Origin of the sequence: Vibrio penaeicida, from assembly GCF_019977755.1 — a bacterium.
GTDB classification, from domain to species: Bacteria; Pseudomonadota; Gammaproteobacteria; order Enterobacterales; family Vibrionaceae; genus Vibrio; species Vibrio penaeicida.
The window spans coordinates 3,416,387-3,436,586 of record NZ_AP025144.1 but is presented as its reverse complement, the minus strand read 5'-3'; the positions used below and the strand labels follow the sequence as shown (position 1 = coordinate 3,436,586).

Below are 20,200 nucleotides of genomic sequence, written 5' to 3'. Positions count from 1 at the left end.
GGCAAAGCAACGTATTGCTTTGCCTATTTTTATACTGAAAGCATCAGCGAATCGGCTTTTGCTTCTAAATTGGTGTTGCCCATTAAATGTGCATCAATAGCGCGAGCAGATTCGCGCCCTTCATTGATGCAACGAACCACTAGTGATTGCCCAGTACGCATATCACCTGCAGCAAATACACCTTTTTGATTCGTTTGGAAATCTTGAGTTGCAACGTTACCGCGCTCATCAAGCTTGATATCCAATTGCGCAAGAATACCGGTTGGTTCTGGGTGCAAGAAACCCATGGCCAAGAAAGCCAAGTCACATGGAATCACGCGCTCACTGCCAGCAACTTCATCAAATGATGGGCGCTCACCAGGTTTGGCGTCCTGCCATACGATATCGGCAATGCGTAAACCCGTTACTTGACCTTCATCGTTACCGACAAATTCTTTGGTCAGAATATTCCAGTGGCGGTCACACCCTTCTTCGTGCGAAGTAGAGGTGCGCATGATCATTGGGTATTGAGGCCATGGCATGTTAGCAGGTCGTTTCTCTGGTGGAATCGGCATGATTTCAACCTGAGTGATGCTCGCCGCTTTGTGGCGGTTAGAAGTACCCACACAGTCAGAGCCTGTGTCACCACCACCAATCACGACAACATTTTTGCCTTTGGCGTGAATTTCTTTGGTTTTAAGATCCATTTCGTTTGCACGACGGTTGTTCTGACCTAAGAACTCCATTGCAAAGTGCACGCCGTTCAGTTCACGACCCGGTACTGGCAAATCGCGTGGTACCGTAGAACCACCCGTTAGCAGAACCACATCAAAGTCTTGACGAAGTTGCACTGCGTTGATGTCGACACCGATGTGCGCGTTTACAACAAACTTGATTCCCGCTTTCTCCATTAAATCGATTTTACGATCAATAACAGACATGCTGAGTTTGAAGTCAGGGATACCAAAGCGCAGTAAGCCACCCACTTTTTCATCACGTTCGAAAACCGTAACTAAGTGACCCGCACTATTAAGTTGTTCTGCAGCAGATAGACCAGCAGGACCACTGCCGATGATAGCGACAGTTTTACCTGTGCGTGAACGCGGTGTTTTCGGTTTGGCATAACCTTCGCGATACGCCGTTTCAACGATGGTTTTCTCGATGTTACAGATGGTGATTGGATCTTGGTTAATACCCAATACACACGAACTCTCACAAGGAGCAGGGCATACGCGACCGGTAAATTCTGGGAAGTTATTGGTGGAACTTAGAATGTTCCACGCCTCTTCCCAGCTGTCGCGAAAGACCGCATCATTAAATTCAGGAATGATGTTGCCGATAGGGCAGCCGTTATGACAAAACGGCACACCACAATCCATACAGCGAGAAGCTTGAGTATTGATTTTGGTGCCGAACTCTTCGTTCAGCACAAATTCTTTGTTGTTTTCAATCCGAACGCTAGGGTCAAGCTTTCTTGGAAGCTCACGACCATGCTCTAAAAATCCAGTAGGCTTACCCATTATACTGCCTCCACTTCTTCTTTCTGTTCTGCTTCCGCTTTACGCTTTTGAAGTACCGCTTTGTAATCACGCGGCATAACTTTCACCATAGTGGTTAAGCTTGCTTCAAAGTTATCAAGGAAAGACTGAGCAACTTCACTTCCTGTGAATTCAACGTGCTTGGTCAGCATGTCGAGTAGCAGGTCTTTATCTTCTTGTTCAATAGGGTCTAAATCGACCAGCTCAGCATTCAGCTTGGTTTCGAAATCACCTGCTGTATCCCAAACGTAAGCGACACCGCCGCTCATGCCTGCCGCGAAGTTACGACCTGTAGAGCCAAGAATAACGGCTGTACCACCTGTCATGTATTCACAACCGTGGTCACCTACACCTTCAACAACTACCTTGGCACCAGAGTTACGAACACAGAAACGCTCGCCAGCTAGACCACGAATGTAGGATTCACCGGAGGTTGCACCGTAGAAACATACGTTACCTACAACGATGTTGTCTTCCGCGACAATGCTGGATTTGGCGTCTGGATATAGCACCAAAGTACCGCCAGATAAGCCTTTACCCCAGTAATCGTTCGCATCACCTTCCACTTCGAATTTCACACCTTTCGCAAGGAATGCGCCAAACGACTGACCAGCACTACCGTGGAACTTAACGTTCATTGGTTGAGGTAATCCTTGGTCTTTGTAGACTTTGGATATTTCGTTGGAAAGCATGGTACCTGCACTGCGGTCGGTGTTGATGATAGGCAGTGTTGCACTGACGGGTTCACCGAATTCTAGAGCTGGCTGTGCCAGTTGAATCAGCTGGCGATCCAGTACTTCTTCCAAGTTGTGGTTCTGCTCTTTCTGGTTGTAAACGCCGTCTTCTTCACGCGCTTGCTCGATGTGCAAGACAGGTGAAAGGTCTAGGTTTTTGTACTTCCAGTGAGCGATGTTTTCACGCACTTTCAACTTGTGAGACTGACCAACCATTTCAGCGATAGAGCGGAAACCAAGTTCAGCCATAATTTCACGTAAGCCTTCTGCCATGTATTGGAAGAAAGTCACGACATCTTCTACGCGACCATCGAATCGCTCACGTAGCGTTTTGTTTTGTGTTGCGATACCAACTGGGCAAGTGTTCTTATGACACTTACGCATCATGATACAACCTTCAACGACAAGAGCGGCTGTTGCCACGCCCCATTCTTCTGCACCGAGAAGTGTCGCCATGGCCAAATCACGAGGGGTTTTCATCTGACCATCAGACTGAACCACGATGCGATTACGCAAACCATTCTTAAGAAGGGTCTGGTGCGTTTCTGCCAAGCCCAATTCCCACGGTAATCCCGTGTGACGGATTGAAGACATTGGTGAAGCACCTGTACCACCATCGAATCCGGCAATGAGAACGACATCAGCTTTGGCTTTAGCAACACCCGAGGCAATCGTGCCCACGCCAGCTTCAGAAACCAGCTTCACGTTCACACGACCTTTTCGGTTGGCGTTTTTCAGATCGTAAATGAGCTGTGCCAAATCTTCGATAGAGTAGATATCGTGGTGTGGTGGTGGTGAAATCAGACCAACTCCTGGAGTTGAGTGGCGAGTAGCACCAATCCAATCATCGACTTTGTCGCCAGGCAGTTGTCCACCTTCACCAGGTTTCGCACCCTGCGCCATCTTGATTTGGATTTCGTCAGCGTTAGTTAAGTAGTATGACGTTACACCGAAACGACCCGATGCCACCTGCTTGATAGCAGAGCGTTCCCAGTCGCCATTTTTCTTACGCTCGAAACGCGCAGGGTCTTCACCACCTTCACCGGAGTTCGATTTCGCACCAATGCGGTTCATCGCAACGGCTAGTGTGGAGTGCGCTTCGTATGAGATAGAACCGAAAGACATCGCACCTGTCGCAAAGCGTTTTAGGATACTTTCGATAGGCTCTACTTCTTCAAGAGGAATCGATCCTGCTGGGTTCTTAATGAAGTCCAACTGGCTACGCAGTGTTGCAGCATCATCACCTTGGTCATCGACCGCTTTCGCGTATTGCTTGAACTGACCAAAATCTTTGTTTCGCGTCGATTGCTGAAGCAAAGAGATAGTTTCAGGGTTGAACAGGTGCTTTTCACCACGCTGTTTCCACTGATAAACCCCACCTACATCCAGTACTTGTACTGGGATTTCACGTGTTGGGTAACCGACGCGGTGACGAACCAATACTTCTTTGGCAATGTCATCAATGGTTAAACCTTCGATACGTGTTACCGTACCTGTGAAGTATTTTTCTACGACAGATTTGCTAATACCCAGCGCTTCGAAGATCTGTGCGCCGTGGTACGACTGCAATGTTGAGATACCCATCTTAGAGAAGATCTTGAGCAAGCCACCATTGACGCCCTTACGGTAGTTTTCGAATAGAACATCCGATGGCGTTTCAGGATCGAGCTTACGCTTCTTCTGAAGATCGATAATGGTTTCTGTTACCAAGTATGGGTTTACGGCATTTGCACCGTAGCCACATAGCGTTGCAAAGTGGTGCGTTTCGCGCGCATCACCTGTTTCTACAACGATGTCACACTTCGCACGTAATCCTTTACGGATCAAGTGGTGGTGAACAGCGCCAACAGCCAGCATGGCAGGGATAGCGGCGTGGTTAGAGTTAACGGCACGGTCAGTCAGCAGGATGATGGAGTAGCCATCAATCACGGCATCTTCTGCGTATTGGCAAATACGCTTCAATGCTCGCTCAAGCTTGCCTTCTTCTTCGCTTGCTCGGAATACGATGTCGAGTGTTTTAGCTTGTAAGTGCTCGTTGTCGATAGCACGCAGTTTTTCTAGCTCGGCATTCGAAAGAACAGGGGATTCCAGCTCTACTTTCTGACAGTGTTCAGGGGTTTCGGCTAGCAGGTTTTGGTCTTTACCTAGGTAGGTATTCAAAGACATCACCATACGCTCACGGATTGGATCGATTGGTGGGTTTGTAACCTGAGCAAAAAGCTGCTTAAAGTAGTTAGATAAGTGCTGAGATTGATGTGACAGCACAGCCAGCGGCCAGTCGGCACCCATAGCACTCAACGGCTCTTTACCATCTTTTGCCATTGGTACGATGATTTCGTTGACTTCTTCCGAGCTCACACCAAAAGCTTGCTGATGATGCATCAAGCGCTCTGAACTTGGCTGGTGGTGTTTGTTCCCCGCTTCTGGTAGCCCTTTCAGGCTTAGAAGGTTGTCTTCCACCCACTGCTCATAAGGCTGTGCATTGGCAATGCCATCTTTCACTTCTTCATCAGAAATGATGCGACCTTGTTCTAGATCGGCAACGAAGATACGACCAGGCTGTAAGCGACCACGGAATTCGACGTTCTCTGGCTCGATTTCAACCACACCAGATTCTGATGCCATGACAAGGAAGTCGTCTTTGGTTACTGTGTAGCGTGATGGACGTAAACCGTTACGGTCAAGTGTTGCCCCTACTTGAACACCGTCGGTGAAACAAACAGAAGCCGGACCATCCCAAGGTTCCATGATATTGGCATGGTACTGGTAAAACGCACGGCGCGTTGGGTCCATATTTTTGTTTTCTTGCCAAGCTTCAGGGATCATCATCATAAGAGCATGAGGCAAGCTACGACCAGAAAGGACTAGGAGCTCAAGCGCCATATCAAAGTTAGATGAATCTGAGCTACCTTCCTGACAGATAGGCAGCAGCATGTCGATTTCAGCCTGAGTAAACAGGTCAGATTCCAAAATGGCTTCACGCGCTTTCATCCAGTTAAGGTTGCCGCGAACAGTGTTGATTTCACCGTTGTGTGCAATGTAACGGAAAGGCTGAGCTAAGCGCCATCTTGGGAATGTATTGGTAGAGAAGCGAGAGTGAACCAATGCCAGCGCAGTAACCATTGTAGGGTTTTGCAGATCCAAGAAGTACTGAGGTACTTGTTCTGTGGTTAGCTGTCCTTTGTAGACAATGGTTTTGTACGACATGGAGTTGATGTAGAAATCATCCCCAATGTTCGACACGCTTTCTAGGCAGACACGGACGGTGTAGTTTCGCAGAACATAAAGTTTACGCTCCAGTTCTTCTGGTGTCGTACCCGGACCGCCTGTGATAAACACGTGCTCAAACTGAGGTTCAGTGCTAAGAGGATCAGCACCAATCATGGAGTTATCGACAGGGAGAACACGATAGCCTAGAACTTCAAGATCTAAGCGCTTTGCATTACGTTCAAGGATATCTCGGCATTGTGCACGTTTGTGCTCATCTTTAGGGAAGAGGACAACACCCGCACCGTATTTTTCAAAAGAAGGCAATTTAATGCCAAGCTTAACCGTTTCTTCCAACAGGAATTCGTGTGGCTTCTGCAGTAAAATACCAGCACCGTCACCCGAACACGGATCACAACCCTGACCGCCGCGGTGTTCCATGCGAGCAAGCATATCAAGCGCCTGCGTCACTACATCATGAGATTTACGGTTTTTTAGGTGAGCAACAAAACCGATACCACAAGCGTCATGCTCCAATTCGGGAGTGTATAGACCTTGTGTCTTTTGCTCTCTATCTACCATAGATACTTCCTTCCAGTTTATTACGGGCACGGGTTACTCGCGTAAACGCACCTGTTCCTTTTAATTATGAAATCGAAACCATCTATGTTGATGGTCTGAATCCTTTCTGTTCTTCGCGGAAATATAATTAGCGAAGATAACTAATCCTTGGTGATATCCATTATGATTCGCCTGATTTGTAGGCATTTATATTGGAGGGAATGGATATCTTCCGATTTATTCGCGCTCTTTTATTGGCCGACATTGCTCAAAAAAACGTGATTTATGTAACTATCCTACATTTTTGTAATAGTAAATTCCATCCAAACTTAACGCAGAATGTGTGTTTTTTCAGCTGATTTATGCAGTTTTAGCTTAACAAAACGATAACATTTGCAAAAAATCCTGTATTTTCTGCATCTTTATTGATTTTTGTTCGTAATTCATCTTTTTCGTGCTTCTACAATTTGGTGATAATTTTCGGTGATATGTAATTAAATTACACGAATGAGAATGATTCTCGTTTGGTGTTTTTTCGTTCATATGACACCAGTTTTTCGATCTTAAAGAAGATTCTTTTGTAGAGGTGTTAATTAATAGCCATGAAACAATTGCACGAGTCAGTCAATACGCTGGGGCAAGATCTACATCGGAGGTACGGTGAGAAAGTTCATAAATTGACGTTGCATGGTGGATTTAACTGCCCAAACCGAGACGGAACGATTGGTCGAGGAGGCTGCACTTTTTGCAATGTGGCTTCGTTTGCTGATGAGCAAGCTCAAGTGAAGAGCATTAAAGAGCAACTCGCAGATAGAGCGGGTGAGATAAGTCGAGCAAAAAAATACTTAGCCTATTTCCAGGCCTACACCAGTACGTACGCTGAAGTGCAAGTACTACGCAGTATGTATGAAGAAGCGCTGGAACAAGCGGATATTGTGGGTTTGTGTGTTGGCACTCGACCGGACTGCGTGCCAGATGCTGTGCTGGAATTACTAACTGAATACTTGAGTAAAGGGTATGAGATCTGGCTGGAATTGGGGTTGCAGACAGCAAACAACAATACGCTGAAACGGATAAACCGAGGGCATGATTTTGAGTGCTACTCGCGCATTACCCAAAAAGCGCGACAGTTGGGTATAAAAGTGTGTACTCATCTTATTGTCGGTCTGCCAGGAGAGGGTAAGCCGGATTGTATAGAGACTATAGACAAAGTTGTCGATGCGGGCACAGACGGTATTAAGCTTCACCCTCTTCATATTGTAGATGGAAGCATCATGGCTAAAAGTTGGCAGGCAGGAAGGCTCGTAGCGCCAGAACTTGAATGGTACGTGGATATTGCGTCTGAGATGATTCGCCGGACACCGCCTGAGGTTGTTTATCACCGAGTTTCAGCGACTGCGAGAAGGCCAACGTTACTGGCTCCGATGTGGTGTGAACAGCGCTGGCTGGCGATGACTGAAATTGGGCACAATCTGGATAATCTAGGTGCACAAGGAAGTTTACTTAACCAACCTTATGAATTTGTTGATCCCAAACGGTTAGTTGAATAATTCATTTAAGCGCTCATTCCCCTATTTGTGTACAATCTGGACGGGCAATCAAGAGCGACGATCACGATGGAAGAATTTGTTCACTGGCTTTGGGATAACACCCACGGGTTTGGTATCGATATTTTTGCGATATTGGTGGGATCCAGCCTGGCAATTGGTGCGAAGTTGTATTTTCAAAGACAACTCAACGAGCTGATTCAAAGTACCCCAACGGCCATGATTGCCATCGATGCTCATAGTGGCAAGCTACTTGATGCGAATACAGAAGCTCTTCAACTTTTGGCCATTAGGCGAGTAGGGGAGCAATACCTTTTCCCTAATTCGGTTTCTTCAACCGATTTGCTCCATCTATTGAATGACGCGTTTGATGACCAGCGCAAGAATCTATCCTATCGATTTTCTGTTTCACAGCATCATGAAGTAAACACCACCTTATCGGGACGAAAAACAGCTTACTTAGGGAAGAAAGCTTGGATTTTGTACTTAACACCTTATCAATCGACAGAAAGTGAGCTTGATGAAAAGCAGCGAGATTTGCTGATTTCAAAGCGGGTCTTGGACTCCATTTCGCAGCCAGTTTTTTATACAGATAAAAATGGGGAGCTGATCGGGAGCAATAGAGCGTTCGATCTTTTTTGGAAAGGAAGGTCAAGTGAAGGCACTAAAAGTGCGAAACAGCTGAGCCAGCAAAAGCACGGTCAGCAGCGCTGGACTACGTCTTCAGATGGTCATGCTTGCTTGTTAGAGACTCACATTAAAATGCTAACCGATGAAAATGGCGATGTGATAGGCAGTATCGGTATTAGTCTTGATGTGACTGACTGGCATAACAGCCAGCAAATATTGCGCGATGAAATGGAGCGCAGTAAAGACACTGAAATTGCCCTCGCACAGCGTGACACGATATTGCAATCAATATTAGAAGCTAGCCCCGATCCGATTGGTTTATTCAACCAAAATCGAATTTATGAAGCCTGTAATCAGCCTTATGTTGAAGCTCTTGGGGTCGCAACACCTAATGATTTGATTGGCAAGCGAGTGGAAGAGGTTGTTTCTCGCAAAGCTTACATGCGCTACAAAGACAGCGACGACAGAGTAATGCAGGAAGGCACATCACTACGCTATATCGATCGTATCGAACACAGTAATGGTGATGTTACTTGGTACGACGTAGTAAAAGCACCCTATCGGAACCCTGCATCAGGTACAAACGGTGTTTTGGTCATGGCGCGAGATGTTTCTGAACGATTCATCGTGGAAGAGCAACTCGAAAAAGCAAATCGAGAGCTGGAGAAACTGAGCTTCATTGATGGCTTAACAAAAGTTGCGAATCGCCGACGCTTCGATGAGCAGCTAGAGTTGCTATGGCGTTTGCACGTTCGTCAGCACAAGCCCTTGACCGTCATGCTGTGCGACGTAGACCATTTTAAAGACTACAACGACAACTATGGTCACCAAAAAGGGGATTCTGCTCTTATTGCCCTAGCGTCCACTTTTGAGAAGGTCCTCTCTCGATCTTCTGATTGTGTTGCGCGATATGGTGGAGAAGAGTTTGCCTTTATTTTGCCTGATACTACATCGGAAGGGGCGAAGCGGGTTGCAGAAAACATCCATCAATACGTTCATGAATTGAATATTGTTCATGAACACTCCGGTGTCGCTGATCGCATTACTCTAAGCATCGGTATTGTGTCATACATTCCGGCGATATCAGAAGTGCCTAGCCAACTGGTGGCTATGGCAGACCAAGCGTTATACAAAGCCAAACAGAAGGGACGAAATCAGTCTCAATTTGTTTGAATTCATTGTTTTAACGTGGATGTGAAGCATCAATAAGAATCTTTTTTTGGCTACCGTTACAATACGGACTTCCGTCACACTGCCATTCTCATTTTATACGGAGCTTTCATGAAGCCGATGAAAAACTTGGCGCAATACTATGTCGACTTGTTGGTCAAATTAGGGATTGTGCGTTTCTCCATTCTTTTGGCATTAGCCTTAGTTGCTCTCGCAGTATTTGTTCAGGTAGGAATTACGCTTGCCTTGCAAGGTACTGTCGACAATATCGATATTGTTCGCTCGGTTTTCTTTGGCTTGGTGATTACACCATGGGCGGTCTACTTCCTTTCTGTGGTTGTGGATCAACTGGAAGAGTCACGTCAGCGCCTTTCCAAGTTGGTATCCAAACTGAAAGATATGCGATCGCGCGATCAGGAACTGAATCAACAGCTGCAAGAAAACATATTGCAACTCAACCTAGAAATAGAAGAAAGACAAAAAGTCGAAGTCGCGCGTGAGCAATTGCTCACTGATATGGAAAACGAAGTATTCCAAAGGGAAAAAGCGCAAGTGGAATTGGCGGAAAGAACGGCGTTACTTCGTTCCTTTATTGATGCGTCTCCCGACTTGATTTATTACCGCAACGCCAAAGGGGAGTTCTCTGGCTGTAACCGCGCAATGGAAGACTTAACAGGCAAGCGCGAACACGATCTGGTGGGCTTGACGCCATGGGACGTATACAGCAAGGAAGTCGCGCAGCAAGTTGTGGAAACTGACGAGCAAGTTTTTTCGCACAACAACTCACTCACTTACGAGCAGTGGTTGGAATACCCCGATGGCAAAAAAGCGTATTTTGAATTGCGAAAGGTGCCGTTTTACAGCAAAGAGGGCAAGCACCTCGGTTTGGTTGGGTTTGGTCGTGATATCACTGAGCGGAAAAAATACCAAGATGCGTTAGAAAAAGCGAGTCAGGACAAAACCACGTTTATTTCGACAATAAGCCATGAACTGCGTACCCCGTTGAACGGTATTGTTGGTTTAAGTCGAATGTTACTGGATACCAAGCTATCTCAAGAGCAGCGCCAATACATGCAAACCATCAACGTGTCTGCGGTCAGCTTGGGCAACATATTCAATGACATCATTGATATGGATAAGTTTGATCGCCGCAAATTGGAGCTGTTCCCCAAACCTTTGGACTTTACCGAGTTCGTTTTAGAAATTGAAAGCCTGTCGAGCTTGATGGCAGAACAGAAAGGGCTCCGTTTCGATTTAGAAAGGCTAACGGATTTACCGTCGGGCATCGATGTGGATGCCACTCGCCTTCGCCAAGTACTGTGGAACTTAATCAGCAACGCCATGAAATTCACGAAAGAAGGCGGCGTGGTGATGAGTGTGAGTGCAGAAATATTCACCGATCAGGCTGAGATTGTTATCGAAATCGAAGATACCGGCATAGGTATTCCTGAAGCGGAACTAGAGAAAATCTTTGCGATGTATTATCAAGTGAAATCGGGCAAAGACAACTTACACGCCGTTGGAACAGGCATTGGTTTAGCGGTTTCTCATCAACTAATTAACATGATGGGAGGCGATATTGTTGCATCAAGTGAAGAAGGGTTTGGAAGCACCTTTACCGTTACGTTAAAAGCACCGCTAGTCGAGATAGACCCTCAAGAGTCAGTTGTTGCACCAAGTTCCGATCGCCATTTACGAATCTTCATGGTCGAAGATATCGAGCTGAATGTTACCGTTGCACGTTCATTACTTGAAAGCCTTGGGCACAGCGTAGAAGTCGCAATGACGGGTGAAGAAGCGATCGCCTTATTTAAGCCCAGCGACTTTGATTTGGTTTTGTTGGATATTCAATTACCGGACATGACTGGGTTTGATGTAGCTGCATACTTCAGAGATCACTATGAACACCTTCCTCCACTCGTTGCTCTTACTGCCAACGTGTTGAAGGATAAAGATGAGTACTTCCAGAACGGAATGGATGAAGTGATCAGCAAGCCGTTATCAGTGAAAGGTATCAAAAAAGCGCTATCACTTTCTGATTTTTCTTCCAGTAATGTTGAAAATGAATGTAAAGAAGAACAAGAAGTTAGTACCCCTGCTGAAACACAGATAACGAATCAAATCTTAGATCTGGAAATGCTAGAATCCTACGTTGGAATAGTGGGGACAGGTCCAGTATTTGACAGCATTAAATTGTTTGAAGATATGATGCCGAGCTACATGGATGTATTGGATTCCAATATGACGGCGAAGGATCAGGCTGGCATTGTATCTGAAGCACATAAAATCAAAGGAGCAGCGGGCTCCATTGGCTTAAAACACATTCAAAGTGTGGCACAAAAAGCGCAATCACCAGAGCTGGCAGCATGGTGGGAAAATATACACGATTGGGTCGAAGAGATTCGCAATGGTTATCAACCCGATATCGATATTCTTAAAGCGTGGTTAGAAAACGAAAAAGGAAAATAAAATGAAAAAGCTTGCCTTAATGGCAGTATTGGCTGTGGCTGGGTGTGCACAACAAGATAGAGATGCTAATCAAGTGCCTTGGGAAAAAAGTACTGCGCAAGAGACCATTGCTGGCGCAACCGTGCGAATGACGGTGAATCTATGGTTAAACAAAATGCCGGGTATTGATGGTGAACAAGGTTTATTGCTTCACGGATCTCTTTATCTAGAAGGGCGTGAAGATTTACCTGCAGATTTGGATGCGAGTGCTCTGATCATAAAGCAGGGCGATTTAGTGCAATGGGTCGCGTTGGAGAGCATTGACGTACGCAACCATAGTGGCAACCGTTGGGAAGTCGCATTTAGCACGGATATGCCATTGAGTGAAATTGAGGATGTGGATGTTGGATTGCAGCTGGTTGATGTAGAAAACACTTACTGGTTGACGCAAGAAAAAGTGAAAGTGGACAGCGTTTACTAAAAGATAGAACGTGCATACAAAAAAAGCCGATGGATTCATCGGCTTTTTACTATGAGCACGTTGGCTTACTCGTCTAAATCACCACAAAAGCGGTAACCTTCACCGTGGATGGTGGCGATGATTTCCGGTGTGTCTGCAACCGATTCAAAATGCTTACGAATACGGCGAATGGTGACATCCACTGTACGATCGTGTGGCTTAAGTTCGCGTCCAGTCATCTTCTTCAGAAGGTCGGCACGTGTTTGAATCTTGCCTGGGTTTTCACAGAAGTGAAGCAATGCTCGGAATTCAGAACGAGGAAGCTTATAGCTGTCACCAGAAGGGCTAACAAGAGAGCGGCTGTTGATGTCCAATTCCCAACCATTAAATTCATACTTTTCAACGCTGCGTTTTTCTTCTTGAACAACGCCATTCGTCATAGAACGATTAAGAAGATTACGAGCACGAATAGTTAATTCACGAGGGTTGAACGGCTTGGTGATGTAGTCATCCGCACCAATTTCTAGACCTAGGATTTTGTCTACTTCGTTATCACGACCAGTCAGGAACATGAGTGCTACATTTGCTTGCTCGCGGAGTTCGCGCGCCAGCAACAGACCATTTTTACCTGGTAGGTTGATATCCATGATAACCAAGTTAACTTGGTTATCAGCAAGTACACGATGCATTTCTTCACCATCACTTGCTTCGTAGACAGCATATCCCTCTGCTTCGAAAATGCTTTTCAGCGTATTGCGGGTTACTTGCTCATCTTCAACGATGAGAATCTGCGGGGTTTGCATTGGCGGTACCTAAATTGTAACTAAAACTGTGCTAATAGAATAAATTCTAGGCAGAAAAATAACATACAGGTAAAGTGTTCTTGATAATAAACGATACTACGCAAAAAAACACCACCTTCACACGGTACGCCGTCCTTGGAAGTCTGATTTTGTAAGACTAAATCCTATGTCATGCTTGCTTTCTGCCATTTGCTGAACTGGATTTTATATTGTTAACAGCTTGCTAACAACGCCCAAATTCCAATTCCATTCACTTTGTTGATTTATATCAATAGAAGAAAACTAACAAGAATAGATAGTAAATGTATATAAAAAGTTGAAATTTTTATGCAGATTGATAGCACTCTCAAACAAGCCTATGTAGAAACATTCTTTTACATAGACCAAACAATCGGTTTTTCCAGTTTTTGCGTAATAACTGCTTGTAATCCAAGAAGTATAATACTGAGTGATGAGGAAAATCTGCGAAGAAATTCACAGTTAGAGTCGCTGTTACAACTCAATAAAACGTTACGTTTGTTGGCTGGCGACATCAATTTGGAGTGGAGCGAAGCCAGCTATGCTGTAGAAATATCACTACAAAATGGCTTGGATTTAGCAAAAGCGTTTGACCAAAATGCCATCTATTACGTGGAATCCGGTGAGCTGTATTTAGCATTTGTTACCGGAGAGATAGAAAAGATAGGTAAATTTGAAAGCAAGGTAAAACCGATGCTTTAGCGGTTGTATACCTTAGGGAAATGGATAAGTAGCTTGTGGCGAACTTTATCTACCTATGGATTTTAATGCTTCAGGTGGCATAAGGGGAACCACAGTTTATAGTTAAATAAGCAGGAATATTTCAAGGAGGATTCATGAAAGACTTACTGCCTGATCTATGTGATCAGTATGAAGACCAATTAACCTTACTCGACTTACCTTTACAAAACTTTGGGCAAAGAGCTGCGTTTTGGGGGGAGATAGTCACTGTGCGTTGCTTTCACGATAATTCCAAAGTGAAAGAAATGCTAAAAGAGAATGGAAAAGGAAAAGTATTGGTTGTCGATGGCAATGGTTCAAGTGAGCGAGCTTTAATGGGTGACCAGGTTGCATTAACCGCTCTAAACAATCAGTGGGAGGGAGTCGTGATTTGGGGGGCGGTTCGAGATGTTGGAGCGTTATCCGAAATAGACTTAGGCGTGAAAGCGTTAACTTCCTGCCCTTTCAAAACAGAGAAAAGAGACATAGGTGAAACTCAAGTAGGTCTAACGATTCAAGGACAAATGATTCAACCTGGGGATTACCTGTATTCCGATTGGAACGGGATCGTCATTTCTAAAGAAGAGTTGAAAGTGAGCTAACAGGCTCAGAACGGTTGGAGTTGGATTTAGAAGCGGAAGCCTAAGCCAACTTCAACACCACCTTTTTGAAGCTCTTCATAATCTAAGGTCGCGTGGATATCTAAATTTTCAGATAATTTTAATCGACTAGACAGTTCAGCCGAAATCAGCTTTTCTTGTGGGTTGCTGCTGTTGTCTTCGTAGGATTTTGAAGCTCTGAGGCTACTGTTTACTGAAAAAGATTCATTAAACGTGTAGTTCACTCCACTTAAGAAACCGTTATAACGAGGTGATTCTGAATTCGTGATACTTGCACCAACATACAAGTCAACAGAATCAAATAGATTGTAGGAATAGCCACTGTCTATTTGCCAACTATCAAACTGGGTGTTTGGTTGGGATTGACTCGATATAAACCAGCTGTGTGAAGATGGCTTATCTGGGTTTAATAGCGGTAGGCTTTCAGCAAAAGAAGTTGCAGGAATAGCGAGCAGGCTCATAACGAGAAATAGTTTCTTCATATTTTGCCTCCTTGCTGAATAATCTACTTAGTGAATATAGCGTATCTGTAAAGCTACAACGATCTTTTTTTCGGGATTGATCATACTCTGGGATCATACTCACCTATACACAGTATTTTGTCAAAGAATGATGATTCGCTTATATATGCACAATTTTTATTATAACTGAGCGAGGATTCAGGGTTGGCTCAAATAATAAGTTGATTATTAATATCTTTGTCGCGCAATGTTCTAAGTCTCATCTTTCACTGAGTCGAGTAAAAAGCAAAAAAAATAATCTTTTCATTGACTCTGATACAGAAAATCGGTAAACGTAAATGTAAGCAAACACACGTACACAATAAGATAAAATATATTCATGCTTAATCACCGCTCAATAGTGACTACCACCATTATTATTACCGACATTCGAATTGTTGGGGCGGGCTGGTAAGCGAAAGAAATTTCAAAAAAAGGCCTGTATCCCACGAGATACAGGCCTTTTTTTATGCAGGTTTAAAATATACCGGAGGAAGGGATGCGAGTTTTAAAATTTGGTGGATCGTCGCTAGCAGACGCAGATCGCTTTTTAAGAGCGGCGGACATCATTGCAAACAACGCAAAGCAAGAGCAAGTCGCTGTAGTACTTTCAGCGCCAGGGAAGACAACCAACAAATTGGTGTCTGTTATTGAAGGGGCATTGCGCAACGGTGAGGCAGATTTGCAAATCGCAGAGCTGGAGTCATCTCTGCAAGCTTTGTTCGATGACGTTAAAAAACACGTGCCCGATCTCGCCAGCGCAGGTTTTTCTAACCAATTAAAAACCTCTTTAAGTCAGTTGAAGCAGTTTGTTCACGGAATCAACCTTTTGGGCATGTGTCCGAACAACGTGAATGCTCGTATCATCAGTAAAGGTGAACGAATTTCAATTCAGCTAATGAAAGCGGTATTGGAAGCCAAAGGGCACCCATCTTTTCTCATCGATCCTGTCGAATACCTCGTCGCTAAGGGTGACCATCTAGAAGCGATGGTCGATGTGGAAGCGTCTACACAAAATTTCCGAAACAATCCTCTTCCAAAAGATCATGTCTACATCATGCCTGGTTTTACTGCTGGTAATGATAAAGGTGAGTTAGTGACGCTTGGGCGTAACGGCTCCGATTATTCCGCTGCTGTGTTAGCTGCTTGCTTGCGTGCTGAGTGTTGCGAAATTTGGACTGATGTTGATGGGGTATACAACTGCGACCCTCGCTTGGTTGATGATGCTCGTTTACTTAAATCTCTTAGTTATCAAGAAGCGATGGAGCTTTCATACTTTGGTGCTTCCGTTCTGCATCCAAAGACTATTGCGCCAATCGCTCAATTCCACATTCCTTGTCTGATCAAAAACAGCTTTAACCCGCAAGGCGCGGGTACGCTCATAGGGCAAGACACAGGTGAAGACAACCTTGCAATCAAAGGTATCACGACCCTTAGTAAACTGACTATGGTGAACGTATCTGGCCCTGGTATGAAGGGCATGGTTGGTATGGCAAGCCGAGTGTTCGGAGCGATGTCATCAGCCGGTATTTCCATTGTTTTGATTACGCAGTCTTCATCTGAATACAGCATCAGTTTCTGTATTGAACAAGCCGATAAAGCCAACGCAGAGCAAGTACTGAGTGACGCATTCGAACTTGAACTAAAAGATGGCTTGTTAGAGCCTGTTGAGTTCATCAATGATGTCGCCATCGTAACGCTTGTGGGTGATGGCATGCGTACATCTCGTGGTGTTGCATCTCGTTTCTTTGCGTCTCTGACGGAAGTAAATGTAAACGTTGTTGCGATTGCTCAGGGGTCTTCTGAACGCGCGATTTCCGCTGTGATTCCTGAAGACAAAGTATCTGAAGCTATCAAAGCGTGTCATGAAAACCTGTTCAATTCGAAACACTTCCTTGATGTATTTGTGGTTGGTGTCGGCGGTGTAGGTGGTGAGCTGGTCGATCAGATAGAGCGTCAACAAGCCAAACTGGCAGACAAAGGCATCGTTATTCGAGTTTGCGGATTAGCAAACAGCAAGGGCTTACTTCTAGACAGTAAAGGTTTACCTTTGGAGCACTGGCGTGATCGCATGACACACGCGACAGAAGAATTGAGCCTTGCTCGCCTAATTGCATTAGTTCAGCGTAACCACATCATCAACCCTGTGCTGGTTGACTGCACATCGAGTGAAGATATTGCGAATCAATACGCGGATTTTCTTGCCGCTGGATTCCACGTGGTAACACCAAACAAAAAAGCGAACACAGCAAGCATGGCTTACTACCATCAATTACGCGATGTTGCTCGCTCTTCTCGCCGTAAGCTTATGTACGAAACAACGGTAGGGGCTGGGCTTCCGGTTATTGAAAACTTACAAAACTTGATTTCAGCTGGCGATGAATTAGAGAAATTTAACGGCATCCTTTCCGGTTCTTTGTCTTATATCTTTGGCAAGTTGGATGAAGGCATGACGCTGAGCCAAGCGACTAACATTGCAAAAGATAATGGATTCACCGAACCGGATCCGCGCGATGATTTGTCTGGTATGGATGTGGCTCGAAAACTTCTTATATTGGCACGTGAAGCGGGTTTTGAACTGGAGTTGGATGATGTTGTAGTTGAAGCGGCATTACCTCCAGGTTTCGATGATAGCGGCAGCGTGGAAGAGTTTATGGAAAGGCTGCCAGAAGCTGATGCACACTTCAGTGAACTTTCTAAGAATGCTGCAGAAGAAGGCAAAGTGCTTCGTTATGTCGGCGAAATTTTGGATGGAAACTGTAAAGTGAGCATTGCTGCTGTGGATGAAAACGATCCGATGTTCAAGATTAAAGACGGTGAAAATGCCTTGGCATTCTACAGCCGCTACTATCAACCGATTCCGTTAGTGCTTCGTGGTTATGGTGCAGGTACAGAGGTTACGGCAGCAGGTGTATTTGCTGATGTTATGCGTACGTTAGGCTGGAAATTAGGAGTATAAGAATGAGTGTAGTGGTTTATGCTCCTGCCTCTATAGGCAATGTGAGTGTTGGCTTTGATGTGCTTGGTGCTGCGGTTTCTCCAGTTGATGGCACGCTATTAGGTGACCGTGTATTGGTAAAAGAAGGCGCAGAGTCGTTTACTCTTGATACTGCGGGCGATTTTGTCAGCAAGCTACCAACCAACCCAAAAGAAAATATTGTTTACGATTGCTGGCGTGTTTTTGCACGCGAGCTTGATAAAAAAAGTGTACCGCTAAAACCAGTACACATGGTGCTAGAGAAGAACATGCCGATAGGGTCGGGGCTTGGCTCTAGTGCGTGTTCTATTGTTGCGGCGCTGGACGCACTAAATCAATTCCACCAAAACCCACTCAACAAAATGGAACTTCTGGCGTTGATGGGAGAAATGGAAGGTCAAATTTCTGGTGGCATTCATTATGACAACGTTGCGCCTTGTTACCTTGGCGGGCTGCAACTGATGCTAGAAGAGCTGGGTATCATTTCACAAGAAGTACCGTGCTTCGATGAATGGTATTGGGTTATGGCTTATCCTGGGATTAAAGTTTCTACGGCTGAAGCGCGTGAGATTCTGCCTTCTCAATATCGACGTCAGGACATCATTGCACATGGTCGTCACCTTGGGGGCTTTATACATGCATGTCATTCAGGTCAACCAGAGCTTGCAGCTAAGATGATCAAAGACGTGATCGCAGAACCATATCGTGAGAGACTGCTACCTGGCTTCGCCGATGCTCGTAAATACGCTGCAACCGCGGGTGCCCTAGCTACAGGTATTTCTGGTAGCGGTCCGACGCTGTTCAGTATTTGCAAAGAAAAAGATGTCGCCGAGCGCGTAGCGCGTTGGTTAGAACAGAATTACGTACAAAATGAGGAAGGGTTTGTTCATGTTTGCCGTTTAGACAAGCAGGGATCAACCGTAACAGGAAGTGAGCTATGAAGCTTTACAACATCAAAGAAAATGACGAACAAGTATCCTTTGGCCAAGCCGTGCGCCAAGGATTAGGCCGTAACCAAGGCTTATTTTTTCCTTCAGAACTGCCCAAGTTTGAAGATATCGATGCGCTGCTTGATGAAGATTTCGTCACACGCAGTAGCAAAATTCTTTCTGCTTTTATTGGTGAAGAATTATCAGCGGAGCAAGTAAACCAACTGGTTGATGCTGCGTTCCAATTCCCTGCGCCAATCAAGCAAGTAAAAGATGGCGTTTATGCGCTGGAGCTTTTCCACGGACCGACTCTTGCGTTTAAAGATTTCGGTGGTCGCTTTATGGCGCAATCACTGGCTGCGGTATCAGATGGTGGCAAAATTACCATCCTCACCGCGACATCTGGTGATACGGGTGCCGCTGTAGCGCATGCTTTCTATGGTATGGAAAACATCAATGTTGTGATTCTTTACCCGAAAGGTAAGATCAGCCCTATGCAAGAAAAGCTGTTCTGTACATTGGGTAAAAATATCCACACAGTGGCGATCAACGCCGATTTTGACGCGTGTCAGTCACTAGTGAAAAACGCATTTGATGATTCTGCGTTACGAGAAGAGATTGGTCTAAACTCTGCGAACTCCATTAACATCAGCCGTTTGATGGCGCAAATCTGCTACTACTTTGAAGCAGCAGCTCAAATGAGCAAAGCAGAGCGTGAGAACCTTGTTATTTCAGTACCAAGTGGCAACTTTGGTAACTTAACAGCAGGTTTATTAGCGAAAGCAATTGGTTTGCCTATTAAGCGCTTCATTGCAGCAACAAATGCAAATGATACGGTACCTCGCTACCTATATACAGGGAAGTGGGATCCAAAACCAACAGTCGCAACCACATCAAATGCCATGGATGTCAGTCAGCCAAACAACTGGCCACGTATTGAAGAGCTTTGCCAGTTAAAAGGCTGGGGTTTGGATACGTTGGGCAAAGGTGCAGTGACAGACGAGCAAAGTGCTGATTCAGTTCGAGAGCTGAATGATAAGGGCTACTTATGCGAGCCGCACGGCGCGATAGCGTATCGCGTTCTAGATGAGCAACTTCAAGAAGGCGAAACAGGGCTTTTCTTGTGTACTGCTCACCCAGCTAAATTCAAGGAAGTGGTCGATGACGTTCTAGGTGCGGATATCGATGTCCCAGCACCACTTGCGAAGCACGCTGCGATGGAGTTGTTGTCGGAAGAGTTGGATAACGATTTTGACGCATTAAAAGAAGTACTTCGTCGAGTTCAAAAATAACAAGCAGCGAAGTTTCCATAGCTTGTAACCTATAAAAAAACAGCGCTCAATGAGCGCTGTTTTTGTA

13 protein-coding genes and 1 other annotated feature are annotated in these 20,200 nt (G+C 45.1%); of the genes, 9 read left to right on the top strand and 4 right to left on the bottom strand.

Going from position 1 to position 20,200, the window contains the following annotated elements:
* Positions 1–29: 29 nt before the first annotated feature.
* Positions 30–1,499: a glutamate synthase subunit beta gene (locus tag LDO37_RS15445; RefSeq protein ID WP_126608532.1), complete on the bottom strand. Its 1,470-nt coding sequence runs from the start codon at positions 1,497–1,499 to the stop codon at positions 30–32.
* A complete protein-coding gene (gltB, locus tag LDO37_RS15440; RefSeq protein ID WP_101112389.1) occupies positions 1,499–6,040 on the bottom strand; it encodes a glutamate synthase large subunit in 4,542 nt (1,513 codons plus the stop codon). Before gltB ends, LDO37_RS15445 begins: the two co-directional genes overlap by 1 nt.
* A 581-nt stretch (positions 6,041–6,621) precedes the next feature.
* Here gltB and LDO37_RS15435 point away from each other — a divergent pair.
* The 4 genes from LDO37_RS15435 to LDO37_RS15420 all read left to right on the top strand — a co-directional run bounded on the left by LDO37_RS15435 (position 6,622) and on the right by LDO37_RS15420 (position 12,295).
* On the top strand, positions 6,622–7,569 hold the full coding sequence (locus tag LDO37_RS15435; protein WP_126608531.1) for a TIGR01212 family radical SAM protein: 948 nt from the start codon (positions 6,622–6,624) through the stop codon (positions 7,567–7,569).
* Positions 7,570–7,635: 66 nt separating this feature from the next.
* Positions 7,636–9,369 carry a sensor domain-containing diguanylate cyclase gene (locus LDO37_RS15430; protein WP_126608530.1) on the top strand — a complete coding sequence of 578 codons (1,734 nt, stop codon included), beginning with the start codon at positions 7,636–7,638 and terminating at the stop codon, positions 9,367–9,369.
* Positions 9,370–9,477: 108 nt separating this feature from the next.
* Complete coding sequence (arcB, locus tag LDO37_RS15425) at positions 9,478–11,835, top strand: aerobic respiration two-component sensor histidine kinase ArcB (protein WP_126608529.1); 2,358 nt, start codon at positions 9,478–9,480, stop codon at positions 11,833–11,835.
* A 1-nt stretch (position 11,836) separates the two neighbouring features.
* Positions 11,837–12,295 carry a hypothetical protein gene (locus tag LDO37_RS15420; protein ID WP_126608528.1) on the top strand — a complete coding sequence of 153 codons (459 nt, stop codon included), beginning with the start codon at positions 11,837–11,839 and terminating at the stop codon, positions 12,293–12,295.
* 65 nt (positions 12,296–12,360) lie between these two features.
* Here LDO37_RS15420 and arcA read toward each other — a convergent pair whose 3' ends face one another.
* On the bottom strand, positions 12,361–13,077 hold the full coding sequence (arcA, locus tag LDO37_RS15415) for a two-component system response regulator ArcA (protein WP_104402965.1): 717 nt from the start codon (positions 13,075–13,077) through the stop codon (positions 12,361–12,363).
* A 327-nt stretch (positions 13,078–13,404) separates the two neighbouring features.
* Here arcA and LDO37_RS15410 point away from each other — a divergent pair, with 327 nt between their 5' ends.
* Together LDO37_RS15410 and LDO37_RS15405 are read left to right on the top strand one after the other, a co-directional pair.
* Positions 13,405–13,797, top strand: coding sequence for a DUF3293 domain-containing protein (locus tag LDO37_RS15410; protein WP_126608527.1), 393 nt, complete (start codon positions 13,405–13,407; stop codon positions 13,795–13,797).
* A gap of 134 nt (positions 13,798–13,931) precedes the next feature.
* A complete protein-coding gene (locus LDO37_RS15405; RefSeq protein ID WP_101112382.1) occupies positions 13,932–14,417 on the top strand; it encodes a putative 4-hydroxy-4-methyl-2-oxoglutarate aldolase in 486 nt (161 codons plus the stop codon).
* Between the two features lie 26 nt (positions 14,418–14,443).
* On the opposite strand, the gene LDO37_RS15400 is transcribed toward LDO37_RS15405, so the two are convergent.
* Positions 14,444–14,917 carry a ribonuclease regulator gene (locus LDO37_RS15400; protein WP_126608526.1) on the bottom strand — a complete coding sequence of 158 codons (474 nt, stop codon included), beginning with the start codon at positions 14,915–14,917 and terminating at the stop codon, positions 14,444–14,446.
* Between the two features lie 366 nt (positions 14,918–15,283).
* Positions 15,284–15,405, top strand: a sequence feature (Thr leader region).
* 29 nt (positions 15,406–15,434) lie between these two features.
* Between LDO37_RS15400 and thrA the strand changes: the two genes are divergently transcribed.
* The 3 genes from thrA to thrC are packed head-to-tail and all read left to right on the top strand — an operon-like array spanning position 15,435 to position 20,133.
* Positions 15,435–17,894, top strand: coding sequence for a bifunctional aspartate kinase/homoserine dehydrogenase I (gene thrA, locus LDO37_RS15395; RefSeq protein WP_126608525.1), 2,460 nt, complete (start codon positions 15,435–15,437; stop codon positions 17,892–17,894).
* Positions 17,895–17,896: 2 nt separating this feature from the next.
* Positions 17,897–18,853 (top strand): homoserine kinase, encoded by a 957-nt coding sequence (gene thrB / locus LDO37_RS15390; RefSeq protein WP_101112379.1) that lies wholly within the window; start codon positions 17,897–17,899, stop codon positions 18,851–18,853.
* Positions 18,850–20,133 carry a threonine synthase gene (thrC, locus tag LDO37_RS15385; RefSeq protein WP_126608524.1) on the top strand — a complete coding sequence of 428 codons (1,284 nt, stop codon included), beginning with the start codon at positions 18,850–18,852 and terminating at the stop codon, positions 20,131–20,133. The genes thrB and thrC overlap by 4 nt, the downstream gene beginning before the upstream one ends.
* Positions 20,134–20,200 lie beyond the last annotated feature (67 nt).

What these genes read in the sequence shown, in the direction of transcription:
- arcA (WP_104402965.1), bottom strand. Translation starts at nt 13,077, where the DNA reads ATGCAAACCCCGCAGATTCTCATCGTTGAAGATGAGCAAGTAACCCGC.
- LDO37_RS15435 (WP_126608531.1), top strand. Translation starts at nt 6,622, where the DNA reads ATGAAACAATTGCACGAGTCAGTCAATACGCTGGGGCAAGATCTACAT.
- thrB (WP_101112379.1), top strand. Translation starts at nt 17,897, where the DNA reads ATGAGTGTAGTGGTTTATGCTCCTGCCTCTATAGGCAATGTGAGTGTT.
- LDO37_RS15400 (WP_126608526.1), bottom strand. Translation starts at nt 14,917, where the DNA reads ATGAAGAAACTATTTCTCGTTATGAGCCTGCTCGCTATTCCTGCAACT.
- thrA (WP_126608525.1), top strand. Translation starts at nt 15,435, where the DNA reads ATGCGAGTTTTAAAATTTGGTGGATCGTCGCTAGCAGACGCAGATCGC.
- LDO37_RS15405 (WP_101112382.1), top strand. Translation starts at nt 13,932, where the DNA reads ATGAAAGACTTACTGCCTGATCTATGTGATCAGTATGAAGACCAATTA.
- LDO37_RS15420 (WP_126608528.1), top strand. Translation starts at nt 11,837, where the DNA reads ATGAAAAAGCTTGCCTTAATGGCAGTATTGGCTGTGGCTGGGTGTGCA.
- gltB (WP_101112389.1), bottom strand. Translation starts at nt 6,040, where the DNA reads ATGGTAGATAGAGAGCAAAAGACACAAGGTCTATACACTCCCGAATTG.
- thrC (WP_126608524.1), top strand. Translation starts at nt 18,850, where the DNA reads ATGAAGCTTTACAACATCAAAGAAAATGACGAACAAGTATCCTTTGGC.
- arcB (WP_126608529.1), top strand. Translation starts at nt 9,478, where the DNA reads ATGAAGCCGATGAAAAACTTGGCGCAATACTATGTCGACTTGTTGGTC.
- LDO37_RS15445 (WP_126608532.1), bottom strand. Translation starts at nt 1,499, where the DNA reads ATGGGTAAGCCTACTGGATTTTTAGAGCATGGTCGTGAGCTTCCAAGA.
- LDO37_RS15410 (WP_126608527.1), top strand. Translation starts at nt 13,405, where the DNA reads ATGCAGATTGATAGCACTCTCAAACAAGCCTATGTAGAAACATTCTTT.
- LDO37_RS15430 (WP_126608530.1), top strand. Translation starts at nt 7,636, where the DNA reads ATGGAAGAATTTGTTCACTGGCTTTGGGATAACACCCACGGGTTTGGT.